The organism is Luteimonas marina, from assembly GCF_007859325.1.
Lineage (GTDB): Bacteria > Pseudomonadota > Gammaproteobacteria > Xanthomonadales > Xanthomonadaceae > Luteimonas > Luteimonas marina.
The window spans coordinates 71,469-88,547 of the sequence record NZ_VOHK01000002.1 but is presented as its reverse complement, the minus strand read 5'-3'; the positions used below and the strand labels follow the sequence as shown (position 1 = coordinate 88,547).

Here is a 17,079-nt window from a genome sequence, read left to right as displayed (position 1 = left end):
CTGCACGCCGGACGCGGCAGGCGCGGGAAACCCGCCGCAGCGCGCGGACCGGCCGGCGCCGGCCCGCACGGACGCCGCGGCCTGCCTCAGAGCCTCCACGTCACCGTGGCGATGACCTGGCGGCCCTGGCCGTAGATGCAGTTGGCGATGCCGGCGCAGCGACCCACGTACTCCTTGTCGAACAGGTTGCTGGCGTTGAGCGCGAAGCGCCAGTTGTCGCGGTCGTAGTGGACGATGGCGTCCCAGATCGCGGTCGACTTGGCGTAGATCACCGACGGATTCCACTGGTCGACCAGGCTGCCGGCGGATTCGCTGAGATAGCGGCCGCCGAAACCGAAGCCCAGGCCGGCGAGGCTGCCCTGCTGGAGGGTGTAGTCGACGAACGCGGTGAGCTTGTGCTCGGGCGTGGTCGGCAGCGGATCGCCGGTGGCGAACCCGCCCGCGTCGCGCACGACTTCGGTCCTGGTGTAGCTGTAGGAGGCGTTGATGCTCCACTGGTCGTGGATGCGGGCCACCACTTCCAGTTCGCCGCCCTTGGCCTCGACCTCGCCGAGCTGGCGGCCGAACATCGGCGTCTGCCCGGACTGCACGCTGACCAGGTTGTCCTGTTCGATCTGGAACAGCGCGGCGGTCGCGAACAGGCGCACGCCGCGTGGAAGCCCGCGCGCGTCGAACTTCACGCCCGCCTCGAGCTGGGTGCTGGTGCTGGGCTCGAAGCCCTCGCCCGTCTCCGAATCCGTGCCCAGGACCGGCTCGAACGAGCTGCCGTAGCTGACATAGGGCGCCCAGCCGCTGTCGAACACGTAGTTCAGGCCGGCGCGGTAGCTGAATTCGTCCTGCTTCGTGGTGACGCCGCCCTGGTTGTCGTGCAGCTTGACGTCGTCGTAGCGACCGCTGAGGGTGACGACGAGGTTGCCGGCCTTGATCTGGTCCTGCACGTAGAGCCCGGACTGCTTCACCCGCTGGTCGTTGAAGATGAAGCTCAGCTCCGGGGTGTCGATCGGGGCCGCGCCGTAGACCGGAGCGAAGGCGTCCAGCGACGGCGCGCCGGCGAATCCGAACCGCGCGAAGTTCTCGAGGTCGCGGTAGTCGTAGCCGGCGAGCACGGTATGGCGCACGCCGCCGTCGCCGCCGAACACCAGGGTGAAGCGGCTGTCAATCGCGAAGCCGTCCACGTCTTCCGCATACGGATAGCTGGCGCGGTTGACGGTGCGCATGTCCTCCTGCAGGCCGGTGGAATAGACGACCTTCTGGAACTCCTCGTACTCGTACCACTTCGCGTTCTGCTGGAAGCTGACGCGGTCGCTGAAGGCGTGGCGGAAGTCCCAGCCGATCGCGGTCTGGGTGCGGTCGTAGCGGTTGTAGTCCGGCTCGCCGAGGTTGCGGCCGCGCGGGATCACGCCGTGGGGATTGCCCAGGCGCGTGCCCTCGGCCGGCAGGAAGCCGTTGGTGTCGCCGGTGTTGGCGTCCTTCTGGTAGTAGGCCAGGCCGGTGAGGCTGGTGTTCTCGCCGATGTTCCAGGTGAAGGTCGGCGCGAAATAGGTGCGCTCGCCCTCGACGTGCTCGGTCTGCGAGCCCCGGTCGAGGTAGAGCAGCGTGGCGCGCGCGCTCAGGCCGTCGGCGATCGGCCCGGTGACGGTGCCGTGCAGCTCCTTGTAGCTGTCGCTGCCGTACTTGACCCCGATCTCGCCACCGAGGACGTCCTCGGCGCGGCGGCTGGTCAGGTTGTAGATGCCGCCGGGCGGCGAGTTGCCGTACAGCACCGCGGCCGGGCCCTTGAGCACGTCCACTTCCTGGAAGCCGTACAGGTCGACGCCGACGTTGAAGATGGTGGTGCTGATCGGCGCCTGCAGGCCGTCGATGTACTGCTTGGGCGTGAAGCCGCGCAGGGTCAGGAAGTCGTAGCGCAGGTCGGGACCGTAGTTCTCGCCGACGATGCCGGCGGTGTAGCGGATCGCCTGCTGCACGTCGGTGAAGCCGAGCAGGTCGATCTGGTCGCGGGTGACCACCGAGATCGACTGCGGGGTCTCGATCAGCGGTGCGGACGACTTGGTCGCGGTCAGGCTGCCCGATGGCACGTAATTCGGCGCGGAGACCACGATGCGGTCGAGTTCGGTGGCCTCCGCGGTGGACTCGCTGGACGCCTGCTGCGCCTGCGCGGCGCCCGCAGCGAGCGCCATCGCAACCGTCGCCGCCAGGATGCGCCGGCGATACGTGCGTCCGCCTGGAATATCGTGCTGGTTCATCTGTTGTTTCCCCTGGAAATGTCGTGCGAACACGGAGCGGCGAGCGTCTTTTCCGACTGGACGCCCTGAATATGATCCGCCTGACGCGAACAGTTGCATCACGAGGGTCGGAAGCCGTCGAATTCAGGCCAAGCGGGCTTGCCCGGGACAGGCCTGGTCACATGGCCGCATCCACCGACGGCTCGCGCGCGGCTGCGGTCATGCCGGGTCGGTCCTGGCGGCTTTCGCGGGAAGCATCCGCGTCAGCGCATTGTCTTTGCGCACGTAATGGTGCGCGAGGCCGGCAACGGCATGCAGCCCGATCAGCCAATAGCCGAGGTCGCCGATCCGCACGTGCCAGTCCTGGAGCTGCGAGGCCAGCGCCCGGTCGGTGGCGACGATCGCCGGCAGTTCCAGGCCGAAGAAGGGCACGGGATTGCCGTACGCGCTCAGGGTCGCCCACCCCGCCAGCGGCATGCCGATCATCATCAGGTACAGGGCGCCCTGCATGGTCGCCGACGCCACGCGCTGCCAGGCCGGCGGCAGCGGCACGATCGGCTGCACGCGGTAGATCAGCCTCAACGCGATTCGCAGCCACACCAGCAGCAGGACCAGCAGGCCGCACATGAAGTGCGCCGCCTTCATTGCCTCGCGCGCATCCGTCCCCTTGTCGAACAGCACGCGCAGTTCGATGAAGGCGTACACCACCACGAACAGCAACACCATCGCCCAATGCAGCCTGATCGACCAGCGGTGGTAGCCGCCCGTGTGAACCGTGCTTGCCATCGTCCCGATCCTCCCGTCACGCGGAGCGTCCGTCGCCCATCGCGGGCAGCGTCGACGCCTCTCCGTCGCCTCGCAAGCTAGCAAGCCATCGCGCACCCGGCTGTCGCACAACGGCCACGCAACCGTGCGATTACGCCAGATCCAGGGCCCGTCGGAGGCAGCCTGTGGCCTGTTGGGCGTAGCCCGCGGCCCCGGATGCCGCGATCATCCCAAGGTCCGTCGCCACGCGCCCAGCCGGGAGGCCAGCAGCCAATGTCTTCACCAGGTCCCGCAGTACAGGCCCCCTTGCACGTTCGCGGACCCGCGCTGTTGCTGTTGGCCGGCCTGGGGACGGCGGCGCCTCCCGTCATCGCGACATCCGCGGAGGACAATGCGCACGCGCTGGAGCTGGCCTATACCCTCGATGCGTGGTCGCTCGACGGCGACGGCAACCGCGGGACGCGCTACCTGACGCAGGTCGGCCTGGCCGCCGAGTTCGACCTTGAACGCCTGTTCGACCTGCCGCGGACGAGCGCGCGGCTCCACTTGATCCACAACAACGGCAACAGCGCCAGCGAGCTGGCCGGAGACGCCCAGGGGATCTCCAACATCGAAACCGGGGGGCGCGCGCTGCTGCCGCTGGAAGCCTGGGTCGAGTATCGCGGCGACGGCGACCGCTGGTCGCTGCGCGCCGGCCTGTACGACATCAACAGCGAGTTCGATGCGCTCGACGGTTCGGCGCTGTTCCTCCACAGCGCCCACGGCATCGGCACCGACATCGCGCAGAGTGGCCGCAACGGGCCCTCGATCTTTCCGCATACCTCGCCGGGCCTGCGCCTGTCCTTCGCGCTCACCGATCAGGCGACCCTGCGCACGGCCGTGCTCGACGGCGTGCCCAACGACCCGGATCGTCCCGACCACAGCACCTTGCGCATCGGCGGCAGCGATGGCGCGTTCGGCATCACGGAGCTCGACCTGCAGCGCGGACAGCAACGGCTTCTGCTCGGCGCATGGGGTTATTCCAGGGACCAGGACGATCTCGCCGGCGACGGGGCCACGGGCACCAGCGCGGGCGCCTACCTGCGCGGCGAGGCGCTGCTGTCCGGCGACGAGGCGCGCGGCCTGCGCGGGTTCTTCCGCGTCGGTGGCGCGAGCGCGCGGACCAATCCGTTCGACCGGTTCTACAGCGTTGGCCTGCACTGGGTCGGACCGTTCGCCGGGCGGCAGGCCGACGAGGCCGGAATCGCCATTGCCCACGCCGTCGCCGGCCGCAACCAGCTCGATGTCCTGGCGCAGGACGGCATCGCGGCTGCGCGCGCGGAAACGGCACTCGAGTTGACCTACCGCTTCGCGCTCACCGACAGGCTCGCGCTGCAGCCGGACCTGCAGTACGTCTTCAATCCCGGACTCGACCGCAGCCGTGACGACGCGCTGGCGATCGGCCTGCGCCTGGTCGCAAGCCTGGCGCACTGACCGACGCCATGCAGACGGGGACCGTCGCGGCGCATGCGGAAAGAATCCCCGCCGTCGCGGGCCGTTCAGCGGCTGTCCGCTGGCGGCGAAACTGACCCGGGCCCGGGGAAAACCGGGGGCGGAGCGCTGTTTCCCTTCCGGTCTCCGCCCGGTTGCCGGTTCGGCAGGCGGCGAAACCGCACTCTGACCCCGGTTTTTCCCCTCCGCGGCCCGTGGAACACGGTTGCAATTGAACGTTTCTGTTCCACACAACATTTGGTGTTGACGGTTCCGTGACACCCCACTATGTTGTGCCCGTCGGTTCCTCCCGCCCCACGCCGGAGGATGAAAAGGGAAGCCGGTGACGCCGTACCCCCGCAAGGGTCCGCGGCCATTCCGGCGCTGCCCCGCAGCGGTAATCGGGAACGAACCCGCCATCAGCACTGGAGCGAAGGCTTCCGGGAAGCGGCGGACAAGGTGGAAGGCCTGCCTTCCGTGCCCGTGAGTCCGAAGACCTGCCGACAGCCGCGCGTTTGCACGCCGCGCGGTGCCGGCCGCGGGATCTCCGGGGGGAGAGGGCTGGCGACGCAGGACCGGGGCGCCGTTCGCGCAGTCCCCGCTTTTGCGACGCCGCTTTTCCAACCTGACGATCCGGGCCTCCGCCTGCGGGGGACAGGCCGGACGCGTGCGCGACGCAAGGAGGACGCATGAGCAACCACAACACACCGGCCGCAGAGCCGGCCATCGAACCGACCGCTGCGGATGCCGCCGCCGCCGCCGCCGCCGCCACCGCCACCGCGGCCGCGAAGCCCGCCGCCCCCGCCCCGGACGCCGTCGAGACCGACGATGCCATCCCGGCGCCGAGAGCCACCGACATGCCCGATACCGCCACCGCCGACCAGGACGTGGCCACCTGGATCACCAAGGAAGCCGGCAACCGCCGGATTCCCTACGACCGCGCGCGCCTGGAGCGCGCCATCGACCGCGTCCACGCCGAATTCCCGCAGCTCGACATCGCCGACTACAAGCGCAGCGTGTTCGGCTTCGTCGAGCGCAAGGATGCGGTGAACGCCGACGACCTCGTCGACCACCTGATCCGCGAGGCCGAGGCCCGCGTCGACGTCGCCGCGCCGGAGTGGGAGATCTTCGCCGCGCGCCTGTACCTGCACCGCCTGTACAAGCGCGCCAGCCGCAACCGCTTCTACGACACCGAGCAGAAGTACGGCTCCTACGTCGGCCTGCAGGAGAGCCTGGCCGACCGCAACGTCTATTCCAACGACATCCTGCGCGCGTACTCGAAGGAGGAGCTGGTCGAGGCCGGGAAGATGATCGACCCCGGGCGCGACAAGCTGTTCGCCTACAACGGCCTGTACCTGCTGGCCACGCGCTACCTCGCCACCGACACCTCGCGCGCGGTGTACGAGCTGCCGCAGGAGCGCTGGCTGACGATCGCGCTGTACCTCATGCAGGATGAAAAGCCCCGCGAGCGCCGCATGCAGCTGGTCGGCGAGGCCTACTGGGCGCTGTCGAACCTGTACATGACCGTCGCGACGCCGACGCTGCAGAACGCCGGCAAGATCGGCGGCCAGCTGTCCTCGTGTTTCATCGACACGGTCGATGATTCGCTGCAGGGCATCTACGACTCCAACACCGACATCGCGCGCGTGTCCAAGGGCGGCGGCGGCGTGGGCGCCTACCTGGGCTACGTGCGCTCGTCGGGTTCGGCGATCCGCGGCGTGCCCAATTCGTCGGGCGGCGTGGTGCCGTGGATCAAGCAGCTCAACAACACCGCCGTGTCGGTCGACCAGCTCGGCCAGCGCAAGGGCGCGGTCGCGGTGTACCTGGACGTCTGGCACCGCGACATCGAGGCCTTCCTCGACCTGCGCCTGAACAACGGCGACCAGCGCCTGCGCGCGCACGACGTGTTCACCTCGGTCTGCATCCCCGACCTGTTCATGGAGGCGGTCGAGCGCCGCGGCGACTGGTACCTGTTCGACCCGCACGAGGTGAAGCGGATCAAGGGCTGGTACCTGCAGGACTTCTTCGACGAGAAGCGGGGCGAGGGCACGTTCCGCAAGAAGTACGAGGAGGTCGTGGCCGACGAGCGCATCGCGCGCAAGACCGTCAAGGCCATCGACATCTTCAAGCGGATCATGGTCAGCCAGCTCGAGACCGGCAACCCGTTCATGTTCTACCGCGACGAGGTCAACCGGAAGAACCCGAACAAGCACGCCGGCATGGTGTACTCGTCGAACCTGTGCACCGAGATCCTGCAGAACATGAGCCCGACGCGGATGATGCAGGAGATCATCTCGGGCAACCAGATCGTCACCACCAGGCAGGCCGGCGACTTCGTGGTCTGCAACCTGTCCTCGGTCAACCTCGGCCGCGCGGTGCTGCCGCAGGAGGACCAGGGCGACCTGATCACCGACGTGCTCGAGCGCCTGATCCCGATCCAGGTGCGCATGCTCGACAACGTGATCGACCTCAACGACCTGCCGGTGCCGCAGGCCACGATCACCAACCGCAAGTACCGCGCGATCGGCCTCGGCACGTTCGGCTGGCACCACCTGCTGGCGCAGAAGGGCATCCACTGGAACACGCCCGAAGCGGAGGATTTCAGCGACGAGCTGTACGAACGGATCAACTTCCTCACCGTGCAGGCGAGCATGGAGCTGGCCAAGGAAAAGGGCACCTACAGCGCCTTCCTCGGCAGCGACTGGCACAACGGCGAGTATTTCCGCGCCCGCGACTACAACAGCAGCAAGTGGCTGGAGCTGTCGGCGCAGGTCGCGGTCAACGGCGTGCGCAACGGCTGGCTGCTGGCGGTCGCGCCGAACATGTCGACCGCGCAGATCGCAGGCAGCACCGCCTCGATCGACCCGATCTACTCCGCGTTCTACTACGAGGAGAAGAAGGACTACCGCCGCCCGGTGGCCGCACCGGGACTGTCGCTGGAGACCTGGCCGTACTACGAGAAGGGCGCGTACAAGGTCGACCAGTTCGCCAGCGTGCGCCAGAACGCGCGCCGCCAGCGCCACGTCGACCAGTCGATCAGCTTCAACTTCTACGTGCCCAGCACCATCCGCGCCAGCACCCTGCTGGAGCTGCACATGACCGCCTGGCGCGAGGGGCTGAAGACGACCTACTACGTGCGCTCGAACGACATCGACATCGCCGAGTGCGAGTGGTGCAGTAGCTGAAGCGCATTCGCGCTTCCGCTTCCACGGTTCGCAAAGCGAACCGTGGACCCTGCATCACCTGCATCCATACCCCCGCGCCTTCGGCGCGCCCCCCCTGACTCAGGGGGGCTTTCCTCCAGAAGGTCCGGTCGCGAGCGGCCGGACAAGCAGAGAAAGCTTCCATGTCCGCTACCGCACCATTGACCGCCACGCCGCTCGACCGCATCCGGATCCTGGAGCCGCGCCACCCCAACCGCTCCACCGGGATCATCAACGGCAAGACCTCCGGCATCCTCAACTGGAACGACATCCCGTACCCGTCGTTCTACCGCGCCTACAAGGAGCTCTCGACCAATTTCTGGATCCCGGACGAGGTCGACATGAAGGGCGACGCCAAGCAGTACGGCGAGCTCTCGGCGCGCGAGAAGAACGCCTACGACTCGATCATCGGCCTGCTGGCCACGCTCGACTCGCCGCAGACGCGCTTCATCTACAACGTCGCCGAATACATCACCGACCCGGCCGCGCACGCCAACGCCGCGATCATCGGCCAGCAGGAGGTGATCCACAACGAAAGCTACAGCTACGTGCTGGCCTCGATCACCGACCTGGCCAACCAGAACCGCGTGTTCGAACTGGCGCGCACGCATCCCACGATCCTGAAGCGCAACGCGCCGATCATGGCGTCGTACGACGACTTCATGCGCGAGAAGACCGCCGAGACCCTGCTGCGCTCGCTGATCCAGTCCTCGATCCTGGAGGGCATCAACTTCTATTCCGGCTTCGCCTACTTCTACAACCTGGTCCGCCAGAACCGGATGACCGGCACCGGCAAGATCATCAGCTTCATCAACCGCGACGAGCTGGCGCACACCAAGTTCATCAGCGAGGTGATCCGCGCCATCGTCGGCGAGAACCCGGAGCTGCAGACCGACGAGCTGACCGACTACGTGCACCAGGCCTTCGAGCATGCGATCGCGCTGGAGACGCAGTGGACGGGCGAGGTGCTCGACGGCATCGACGGCATCGACGTCGACGAGATGATCCGCTACGTGAAGTACCGCGCCAACAAGATGGCCGGCATGCTCGGCATCGAGAAGCTGTACTCGGACGCCACCGACAACGTGATGCCCTGGATCAAGGCCTACGCCGACAACTTCACCGAGACCAAGACCGACTTCTTCGAGATGCGCAACGCGTCGTACAAGAAGACCAACTCCGACAACGGCTTCGACGATCTGTAACCAATCCGTCGTTCCCGCGAAGGCGGGAACCCAGCGTCTTTCGCCGCACCGCTGCAAAGACACTGGATCCCCGCCTTCGCGGGGATGACGGCAGGAAAGAGAACCGCCTGCCACCCACTGACGCCATGCGCATCCTGATCGCCTTCTCATCACTCAGCGGCAATACGCGCGATGTCGCGCGCGCCGTGCGGGCGCGCTGCGAGGCGCTGGGCCACGCGGTGACCTGGATCGAGGCCGATATCGAGGGGCTCGCGGCCGGTGGCGACGATCCCCGCCACGACCTGTACCTGCTCGGCTCCTGGTCCGACAACGCCGGCCGCACGCCGCCGGAGATGAAGCGCTTCATAGCCGAGTTGGTCGAGGCGGTCGGCAAGCCCGGCAACCTCGCCGTGTTCGGCACCGGCGAGACGCAGTGGGGGGAGGAGTACTACTGCGGCGCGGTGCGGCGCATGGCGAACTTCTTCGGCACGCGCCATCCGCGGCTGGAGATCGAGCAGATGCCGCACGGCGAACGCGACGCCCTGGCGATCAAGCGCTGGACCGACCACCTCCTGGATTCCATCGAGACCACTGACCATGCTGACCCTGCACGCCGCGTCGCCTGACGACTACCACGCCGCCATCAAAGCGCACCCGCGCCTGCTGGTGGACTACTACAAGGACGACTGCCCCGGCTGCAGGATGCTGGAGATATCGCTGCAGAAGTTCGCCGGGGAAGACGCCGCCGCCGGCCTGGTGCTGCTGAAGGTGAAGATGGAAATCCTCGGCGAGGATTTCTTCCGCGACCTCGGCCTGCGCCAGACGCCGACGCTGTCGCTGTTCCGCGACGGCAGCGAGGCCAGGCGACTGGCCGGCTTCCAGGCGCCCGGGCAGATCGCGCAGGCGGTGGGCCTGCATCTCGACGAACCCGCCGAATCCGCGGCATGACGCCCGCGCCGGACACGCCCGCGACCGAGGCGCGGATGCTGGAGATCGTGTTCCCCGACCACACCAACCACCTCGGCACCCTGTTCGGCGGCCAGGCGCTGGCGTGGATGGACAAGGCCGCCTTCATCGCCGCCTCGCGCTATGCGCGCCGCACCGTGGTCACCGCGCGGTCGGACCAGGTCGACTTCCGCCTGCCGATCCGCCAGGGCCAGCTGGTCGAAACCGTCGCGCGCGTGGTCGAGGTCGGCAACACCTCGATGCAGGTGCAGGTGGACGTCGTGGCCGAGGACCTGCTGAGCGGCCAACGCGAACTGTGCACGCGCGGGCGCTTCACGATGATCGCGCTGGACGAGGACGGGACGCCGACGCGGGTGCCCGCGCTGCCGGGGCCGGTCGGCTGAGCCAGCAGTCTTTGCGCGGCATCGACCGGCGGCGTGGCAGGATGCGTTCGACTTCAACCCAGGCCACGGGGCACGCACGATGGACGATACCGAACCCAGGATGAGCAACCTGTTCCTGCAGCTAGGGCTCGATGCCGACGACCGCGCGATCGCCCGGTTCATCCGCGAGCACCAGCTGGAGGCCGACGTGCATATCGCCGAGGCGCCGTTCTGGAACGACGGCCAGCGCCAGTTCCTGGCCGAGCAGCTGGGGGCCGACGCGAGCTGGACGACCATCGTCGACCAGCTCAACGAATCGCTGCACGAGGATGCGGTGAAGCGGCAGACGGGGCTCTGACCTGCCGGGCAGGGAGGACGGCCACGGGCGGCGCGGTTGCACGGGAAACCGAACGCACATCCGCCGGGGCCGGTGTGACATAGTCGCGCGATCGCCACCGCACCGCCGCCGATGCCCCGGGACCACATCCTGACCCTGTCCTGCCCGGATCGCACCGGAATCGTCTTCCGCGTCTCCTCGCTGCTGTTCGAGCACGGCTGCAACATCCTCGATGCGCAGCAGTTCGGCGATGCGGAGTCGGGGCGCTTCTTCCTGCGCGTGCATTTCGACACGCCCGATGCGGCGCGGATCGACGCGGTGCACGCGGCCTTCGCGCCGCTGGCCGATGCGCACGCGATGGACTGGCAGCTGCACGATACGCGCCGGCGTGCGCGCCTGCTGGTGCTGGTCAGCCGCCAGGGCCACTGCCTCAACGACCTGCTGTTCCGCACCCACAGCCGCCAGCTGCTTGCGGACATCGCCGCGGTCGCCTCCAACCATGCGGACTACGCGCCGCTGGCTGCGTCCTACGGCGTGCCGTTCCACCACCTGCCGGTCGACGCCGACAATCGCCCGGTGCAGGAACGGCAGATCCTCGACCTGGTCGAACGCGAGCGCATCGACCTGGTCGTGCTGGCGCGCTACATGCAGATCCTGTCGCCGGGGCTGTGCGATGCGCTCGCCGGCCGCGCGATCAACATCCACCACAGCTTCCTGCCCAGCTTCAAGGGCGCGCAGCCCTACCACCAGGCGCACGCGCGCGGGGTCAAGATCATCGGCGCCACCGCGCACTACGTGACCGGCGACCTCGACGAGGGCCCGATCATCGAACAGGACGTGGCCCACGTCGACCATGCGATGACGCCGGCCGCGCTGATCCGCATCGGCAGCGACGTCGAATCGCGCGTGCTGGCGCGCGCGGTGCGGCTGCACGTCGAGCATCGCATCCTGCTCAACGGGCATCGCACGGTGGTGTTTCGCTGACGTAGGTCGGGGCTACGCCCCCGACGCGCGAAAACAGAGCGTCGGGGGCGTAGCCCCGACCTACGGAATGTCGCGATTGTCGATGTCGACGCCGGCGGTGCGCAGCGCCTCGCGCGTCGACGCGTCGCCGTCCGGCGTGACCGGCCGGGTCAGCTCCCACAGGAAGCGCACGCGCAATCCCGCCGCCGCCGCGTCCTGCGCCGACCACAGCACGCAGTAGTCGCGCGCGAGCCCGCACAGGTGCACGTCGTCGATGCCGCGCTCGCGCAGCCAGCCGGCCAGTCCGGTCGACGGGCGGGTGCCGCCGGGGCCGTGGTTTTCACGGAAGGCGCTGTAGGAATCGACCTGCGGATTCGTGCCCTTGCGCAGGATCAGGTCGGCCGCGCGCCAGTCCACGCGCGGGTCGAGCGCGGCGCCGGGCGTGCCCTGCACGCAATGGTCGGGCCAGAGCACCTGCGGCTGGCCGTGCAGTGCGATGGTTTCGAACGGTGCGCGGCCGGGATGGCTGGAGGCGAACGAGGCGTGGCCGGGCGGATGCCAGTCCTGGGTGGCGACGACGGTCCGGTAGCGGCGCGACGCCAGCAGGGCGGCGATGCCGGGCACGATGGCGTCGCCCTCATGGCAGGCCAGCGCGCCGCCGGGCATGAAGTCCGGCTGCAGGTCGATCACGAGCAGGGCGGTGGTGGCGGGGAGTGTGGGCATTGGGGGAAGCCTCGATGTCAGCGTAGCAGGCGGTCATGGCGGGGTAGCGGGAATGGCTTCGGCTGGCCCCCACCCCAACCCTCCCCCGCAGGCGGGGGAGGGAGCCAAGGCACGGCCTTCCTGCCTCCAGCCAGCGCCCATGAAAAAGCCGGCGCTTCCGCGCCGGCTTCTGATGCGTCTGCAGCCAGGTTCAGGCAATCGAGGCGCGATAGATCGACTCGATCGCCGCATCCAGCGCCGCGTTGAACTCGGCGTCGCTCTGCTGCGCGCTCAGCCCTTCGCTCAGCGCGCGGCTGAAGCTGGCGATCACGCCGGGATTCTTCGCCAGCTTCGCGTTGGCGTCGTCGCGGCTGTAGCCGCCCGACAGCGCCACCACCTTGAGCACGCTCGGGTGGTCGACCAGCTCCCGGAAATACCCGTCCACGCTCGGCAGGGTGAGCTTGAGCACCACCGGCGTCTGCGGATCGACCTTGTCCAGGCGCGCCAGCAGCCCCTTCTTCAGTTCGACCTCGATGGCTTCCTTGTCGGCGGCCTTGATGTCGACCTCCGGCTCGATGATCGGCACCAGCCCGGCGTCGAGCACCTGCTGGCCCAGGTCGAACTGCTGGTCGAGCACCGCGGCGATGCCGGCCGCGTTGTTGGCCTTGATCACCGAGCGCTCCTTGGTGCCGAACACGCCCTTGGCCTTCGCCCGCGCCAGCAGGTCGGACAGCCCCGGGATCGGCTTGAGCAGCTGCACGCCGTCGGCCTCGTCGGCCAGGCCCTTGTCGATCTTCAGGAACGGCACCACGCCCTTGTCTTCCCACAGGTAGGCGACCGCGTCCTTGCCGCCGAAGCTGTCGTCCATGGTGCGCTCGAACAGGATCGCGCCGAGCACGCGTTCGCCGCCGAAGGCGGGACTGGTGACGATGCGGCTGCGCATCGCGTGCACCAGCGCGAACATCTCGGCGTCGCCGGAATAGGCCGATTCTTCGATGCCGTAGAGCTTGAGCGCCTTGGGCGTGCTGCCGCCGCTCTGGTCGAGCGCGGCGATGAAGCCCTGGCCGGAAGCGATCCTGTCACGCTGCTGCTGGTTGATTGCCACGGTCGGTTTCCTGTGCTGTCGGGTGGGAAATGGGCGGGAGCCAGCATGATACCGCCCCCCACCCGCGGCCGCCGCCTGCCCCTGCAGGCGCGCCTTCAGGCCGCCTTCGCCGCGTCGTCGCGCAGCGCCTTCGCCGCTACGACCATCGCCTCCAGCGCCGCGCGCGTTTCCGGCCATCCGCGCGTCTTCAGGCCGCAGTCGGGGTTGACCCACAGCTGCGACGCCGGGATCACCGCCTTCGCCTTCTCCAGCAGCGCGACCATCTCGCCGACGTTCGGCACGCGCGGCGAGTGGATGTCGTAGACGCCGGGGCCGATGCCGTTCGGGTAGCGGAATTTCGCGAACGCATCCAGCAGCTCCATGCGCGAGCGCGAGGTTTCGATCGAGATCACGTCCGCGTCCATCGCCGCCACCGCCTCGATGATGTCGTTGAACTCCGAGTAGCACATGTGGGTGTGGATCTGGGTGTCGTCGGCCACGTTCGAGGCGCTGATGCGGAAGCAGTCCACCGCCCAGCCCAGGTACTGCTTCCAGGCCGAGCGGCGCAGCGGCAGGCCCTCGCGCAGCGCGGGCTCGTCGATCTGGATGATGCCGATGCCCGCCGCCTCGAGATCGAGCACCTCGTCGCGCAGCGCCAGCGCGATCTGCCGGCAGGTCGCCGCGCGCGGCTGGTCGTCGCGCACGAACGACCACTGCAGCACCGTCACCGGGCCGGTCAGCATGCCCTTCATCGGGCGCTGCGTCAGCGACTGTGCGTATTGCGTCCAGCGCACGGTCATCGGCGCCGGGCGCGAGACGTCGCCGAAGATCACCGGCGGCTTCACGCAGCGCGAGCCGTAGCTCTGCACCCAGCCGTTCTTCGTGAACGCGAAGCCGTCGAGCTGCTCGCCGAAGTACTCGACCATGTCGTTGCGCTCGAACTCGCCGTGCACCAGGACGTCGATGCCGATGTCTTCCTGCAGGCGCACGCACTTCGCGGTCTCGGCGGCGAGGAAGGTGTTGTAGTCGGCGTCGGACAGCTTGCCTGACCTGTTCCGCGCGCGGGCCTCGCGCACCTCGTGCGTCTGCGGGAACGAGCCGATCGTGGTGGTCGGGAACGCCGGCAGCGCCAAGCGCCGCGCCTGCGCGGCCTCGCGGGCCGGGTAGGGCGCGTGGCGGCCGGATGCGCCCGGCACCAGCCCGGCGACGCGCGTGGCCACCTCGCGGCGATGCACGCGCGCGGAAGCCTTGCGCGAGGCGATGCGGTCGCGCGCATCGGCGAGCCTGGCGTCGCTGTCGGTCTTGCCGTCGAGCGCATCGGCCAGCACGCGCAGCTCGCCGAGCTTCTGCTTCGCGAACGACAGCCACGAGCGCAGGTCGGCCGGCAGCGCCTTCTCGTGGTCGAGGTCGACCGGCAAGTGCAGCAGCGAGCACGAGGGCGCCAGCCAGACGCGGTCCGCGCCGAGGCGTCCGCGCGCGCGCCGCGCGAGTTCGAGCGCCTTGTCGAGATCGCTGCGCCAGATGTTGCGGCCGTCGACCAGGCCCAGCGACAGCACGCGGCTTTCCGGCAGCAGGCCGAGCACGGCTTCGAGCTGCTCGGGCGCGCGCACCAGGTCCACGTGCAGGCCGTCGGCCGGCAGCGCGGCCGCCAGCGGCAGGTTGTCGGCCAGCGCGCCGAAGTAGGTGGCCAGCAACAGCTTCGGGCGCACGAACTGGGAGAGCACGTCATAGGCCTGGCGATACGCCGCACGCGCCGCCTCGTCGAGGTCGAGCACCAGGCAGGGCTCGTCGAGCTGCACCCACGTCGCACCTGCATCCTTCAGTTGCTGCAGCAGTTCGGCATAGGCCGGCAGCAGGCGGTCGAGGAGGGCGAGGCGGTCGCTGCCGTCGGTGGTCTTGGCCAGCAGCAGGAAGCTCACCGGGCCGAGCAGCACCGGGCGCGCGTCCAGGCCCAGCGCCTTGGCTTCGAGGAACTGCGCGAGCGGCTTGTCGCCGCGCAGGCGGAACTGCTGGCCGGCGTGCAGCTCGGGCACGAGGTAGTGGTAGTTGGTGTCGAACCACTTGGTCATCTCCAGCGCGTGCAGGTCGACGCCGTCCTTCTGGTGGCCGCGCGCGAGCGCGAAGTAGCCGGCCAGCGGATCGGCGTCGGCCAGCGCGCGGTAGCGTTCGGGGATGGCGTCGAAGCCGAAGGCGGCGTCGAGCACGTGGTCGTAGAGCGTGAAGTCGTTGCACGGTACCTGCGTGGCGCCGGCGTCGCGCTGCAGGGTCCAGTGGGTCTCGCGCAGGCCGCGGGCGGTGCGCTGCAGGGCGTCGGCGTCGGTCTCGCCGCGCCAGAAGGCTTCCAGTGCGCGCTTGAGCTCGCGCCTGGCGCCGATGCGCGGGAAACCCAGGGTCGTCACGGTGGTCATGTTGCGTGTCCTCATTGCGTCGATGGCGGATGAGGAACGAAGGAACGGCGCAGGCGGCCGCCGCGGCTTCCCGCGTTGGCGCGCACACGCCGGCGACCTTCGCCCCCTCGGGCGAACCGGAACCTGCGCGATGCGGACGAGGGGACGCGCGCGGCCACGCAAGGCGCCACGCGGGATCCCGATCGCCTCCCCGCGGAGGCCCCAGGTCGAACGGCACCGCGCAGGTGGGCGCGACGCCGGCCGGGGCAGGTCTTCGGGCTCGTGGACGTGGATCGCGCGCGATCCGCCTACTGTCCGTCGCTTCCCGGCGTGGCCCGAGGGCTGTGCCAGTGCGTGTGACGGGGGTCGTTTCCACCTACCGCTGCGGGGCAGCGCCGGCATTGGACCGCGAACGGTCCGCACCGGCTTCCCTTTTAATTCATCGCTCTATCTTGATATAGCGATGCAACCTCGGCGGACGTACGGTAGCGCCGGGCCGGGGGCGGGTCAAGCGCGGCGGCGGCGTGGCTGCCGGTGGCCCCCGGGCAGCGGCGACGACTTCATGCCATCGCTTCCCTAGAATGACGCCTCCGCACCACGCGTCATGCCGCCCGATCCCCCGATGAAAGCCTACCTGCCCACCTGGCTGCACGCCTGGCTCGGCGAGATCACCCTGCTGCTGCAGGTGCTGGCGATCGTCGCCGGCGCGCTCGTGTTGCGCTGGCTGGTGCGGCTGCTGATCAAGCGCCTCGACCGGCGCTACGACCTGCCGGTCGAGATCGTGGTCAGCGCGCGCCGCATCACCGGCTTCCTGATCGGTTTCGGCGCGCTGCTGATGATCCTGGAACGCTTCGGCGTCTCCGGCAGCGTGCTGTGGACCGCGTTCACCGGCTTCGCCGCGGTCGCCGCGATCGCGTTCTTCGCCGCCTGGAGCGTGCTGACCAACCTCTTCTGCGCCTTCCTGATCCTGATCACGCGCCCGTTCCGGCTGCTCGACCACATCGAGCTGGTCGAAAGCGGCGACAAGCCGGGGCTGCGCGGGCGCGTGGTCGACATGAACCTGATCTACGTGACGCTGGAAGAAGCCCATCCCGCCGGCGGCGACAGCGTGCTGCGCGTGCCCAACAGCCTGTTCTTCCAGCGCGCGACCCGGCGCTGGCGCGGCGAGCCGGTGCCGCAGCCGGCGCCCGCGGCGGCGGATGCCGGCGGCGATCGTCCCTCGGCGCCGCCGTCGGGCGGTGGTGGCTCGGCGATCAACTTCCCGTAGCGACCAGCCTCATCGAACATCGGGACGTCATCCCGGCGAAAGCCGCGATCCATTTGGACTTTGCCTTTTCGCGACCGGGCGAACGGCAAAATGGATCCCGGCTTTCGCCGGGATGACGTTCGATTGCGGATCGTGAACCGGCTCCCGGAGCGTCCGGCAGAAAT

At 68.9% G+C, this 17,079-nt stretch carries 14 protein-coding genes and 2 riboswitches; of the genes, 9 read left to right on the top strand and 5 right to left on the bottom strand.

Translation table 11 applies throughout. The annotated features are described in order from the left end of the window. Window positions 1-86 precede the first annotated feature (86 nt). Window positions 87-2,246 (bottom strand): TonB-dependent siderophore receptor, encoded by a 2,160-nt coding sequence (locus FQY83_RS04560; protein WP_146385529.1) that lies wholly within the window; start codon window positions 2,244-2,246, stop codon window positions 87-89. Window positions 2,247-2,444: 198 nt separating this feature from the next. Continuing rightward, complete coding sequence (locus tag FQY83_RS04555; protein ID WP_146385527.1) at window positions 2,445-3,011, bottom strand: cytochrome b; 567 nt, start codon at window positions 3,009-3,011, stop codon at window positions 2,445-2,447. Window positions 3,012-3,320: 309 nt separating this feature from the next. Here FQY83_RS04555 and FQY83_RS04550 point away from each other — a divergent pair, with 309 nt between their 5' ends. The 8 genes from FQY83_RS04550 (at window position 3,321) to purU (ending at window position 11,496) form a co-directional block, all read left to right on the top strand. After that, window positions 3,321-4,463, top strand: a complete 1,143-nt coding sequence (locus tag FQY83_RS04550) for a carbohydrate porin (protein ID WP_158636432.1) — start codon at window positions 3,321-3,323, stop codon at window positions 4,461-4,463. A gap of 281 nt (window positions 4,464-4,744) precedes the next feature. After that, window positions 4,745-4,979, top strand: a riboswitch (cobalamin riboswitch). A gap of 170 nt (window positions 4,980-5,149) precedes the next feature. Then, a complete protein-coding gene (locus FQY83_RS04545; protein WP_146385522.1) occupies window positions 5,150-7,645 on the top strand; it encodes a ribonucleoside-diphosphate reductase subunit alpha in 2,496 nt (831 codons plus the stop codon). Between the two features lie 179 nt (window positions 7,646-7,824). After that, entirely contained in the window at window positions 7,825-8,868 is a 1,044-nt protein-coding gene (locus FQY83_RS04540; protein WP_202878164.1) for a ribonucleotide-diphosphate reductase subunit beta, read from the top strand. Window positions 8,869-8,993: 125 nt separating this feature from the next. Beyond that, window positions 8,994-9,473, top strand: a complete 480-nt coding sequence (locus FQY83_RS04535; RefSeq protein WP_146385518.1) for a flavodoxin — start codon at window positions 8,994-8,996, stop codon at window positions 9,471-9,473. Beyond that, complete coding sequence (locus tag FQY83_RS04530; RefSeq protein ID WP_146385516.1) at window positions 9,445-9,795, top strand: thioredoxin family protein; 351 nt, start codon at window positions 9,445-9,447, stop codon at window positions 9,793-9,795. The genes FQY83_RS04535 and FQY83_RS04530 overlap by 29 nt, the downstream gene beginning before the upstream one ends. Further along, window positions 9,792-10,196, top strand: a complete 405-nt coding sequence (locus FQY83_RS04525; RefSeq protein ID WP_146385514.1) for an acyl-CoA thioesterase — start codon at window positions 9,792-9,794, stop codon at window positions 10,194-10,196. Before FQY83_RS04530 ends, FQY83_RS04525 begins: the two co-directional genes overlap by 4 nt. Before the next feature lie 79 nt (window positions 10,197-10,275). Then, window positions 10,276-10,533 carry a DUF2789 domain-containing protein gene (locus FQY83_RS04520; protein WP_146385512.1) on the top strand — a complete coding sequence of 86 codons (258 nt, stop codon included), beginning with the start codon at window positions 10,276-10,278 and terminating at the stop codon, window positions 10,531-10,533. A 111-nt stretch (window positions 10,534-10,644) separates the two neighbouring features. Continuing rightward, window positions 10,645-11,496 (top strand): formyltetrahydrofolate deformylase, encoded by an 852-nt coding sequence (gene purU / locus FQY83_RS04515; protein WP_146385510.1) that lies wholly within the window; start codon window positions 10,645-10,647, stop codon window positions 11,494-11,496. A gap of 60 nt (window positions 11,497-11,556) precedes the next feature. Here purU and pncA read toward each other — a convergent pair whose 3' ends face one another. From pncA to metE, 3 genes are all read right to left on the bottom strand, one after another. Further along, on the bottom strand, window positions 11,557-12,198 hold the full coding sequence (gene pncA / locus FQY83_RS04510; RefSeq protein ID WP_146385508.1) for a bifunctional nicotinamidase/pyrazinamidase: 642 nt from the start codon (window positions 12,196-12,198) through the stop codon (window positions 11,557-11,559). A 190-nt stretch (window positions 12,199-12,388) separates the two neighbouring features. Next, window positions 12,389-13,282, bottom strand: a complete 894-nt coding sequence (locus FQY83_RS04505) for a fructose bisphosphate aldolase (RefSeq protein ID WP_146385506.1) — start codon at window positions 13,280-13,282, stop codon at window positions 12,389-12,391. Between the two features lie 95 nt (window positions 13,283-13,377). Next, window positions 13,378-15,669 carry a 5-methyltetrahydropteroyltriglutamate--homocysteine S-methyltransferase gene (gene metE / locus FQY83_RS04500; RefSeq protein WP_146385503.1) on the bottom strand — a complete coding sequence of 764 codons (2,292 nt, stop codon included), beginning with the start codon at window positions 15,667-15,669 and terminating at the stop codon, window positions 13,378-13,380. Between the two features lie 227 nt (window positions 15,670-15,896). Continuing rightward, a riboswitch (cobalamin riboswitch) is annotated at window positions 15,897-16,137 on the bottom strand. 133 nt (window positions 16,138-16,270) lie between these two features. On the opposite strand from metE, the gene FQY83_RS04495 reads away from it, so the two are divergent. Next, window positions 16,271-16,915, top strand: a complete 645-nt coding sequence (locus FQY83_RS04495) for a mechanosensitive ion channel family protein (RefSeq protein WP_146385501.1) — start codon at window positions 16,271-16,273, stop codon at window positions 16,913-16,915. Window positions 16,916-17,079: the final 164 nt, after the last annotated feature.

Excerpts from the sequence above, each read along its gene's own strand:
- FQY83_RS04560 (WP_146385529.1), bottom strand. The coding sequence starts at position 2,246 with ATGAACCAGCACGATATTCCAGGCGGACGCACGTATCGCCGGCGCATC.
- FQY83_RS04495 (WP_146385501.1), top strand. The coding sequence starts at position 16,271 with ATGAAAGCCTACCTGCCCACCTGGCTGCACGCCTGGCTCGGCGAGATC.
- purU (WP_146385510.1), top strand. The coding sequence starts at position 10,645 with ATGCCCCGGGACCACATCCTGACCCTGTCCTGCCCGGATCGCACCGGA.
- metE (WP_146385503.1), bottom strand. The coding sequence starts at position 15,669 with ATGACCACCGTGACGACCCTGGGTTTCCCGCGCATCGGCGCCAGGCGC.
- FQY83_RS04535 (WP_146385518.1), top strand. The coding sequence starts at position 8,994 with ATGCGCATCCTGATCGCCTTCTCATCACTCAGCGGCAATACGCGCGAT.
- FQY83_RS04555 (WP_146385527.1), bottom strand. The coding sequence starts at position 3,011 with ATGGCAAGCACGGTTCACACGGGCGGCTACCACCGCTGGTCGATCAGG.
- FQY83_RS04525 (WP_146385514.1), top strand. The coding sequence starts at position 9,792 with ATGACGCCCGCGCCGGACACGCCCGCGACCGAGGCGCGGATGCTGGAG.
- FQY83_RS04545 (WP_146385522.1), top strand. The coding sequence starts at position 5,150 with ATGAGCAACCACAACACACCGGCCGCAGAGCCGGCCATCGAACCGACC.
- pncA (WP_146385508.1), bottom strand. The coding sequence starts at position 12,198 with ATGCCCACACTCCCCGCCACCACCGCCCTGCTCGTGATCGACCTGCAG.
- FQY83_RS04520 (WP_146385512.1), top strand. The coding sequence starts at position 10,276 with ATGGACGATACCGAACCCAGGATGAGCAACCTGTTCCTGCAGCTAGGG.
- FQY83_RS04530 (WP_146385516.1), top strand. The coding sequence starts at position 9,445 with ATGCTGACCCTGCACGCCGCGTCGCCTGACGACTACCACGCCGCCATC.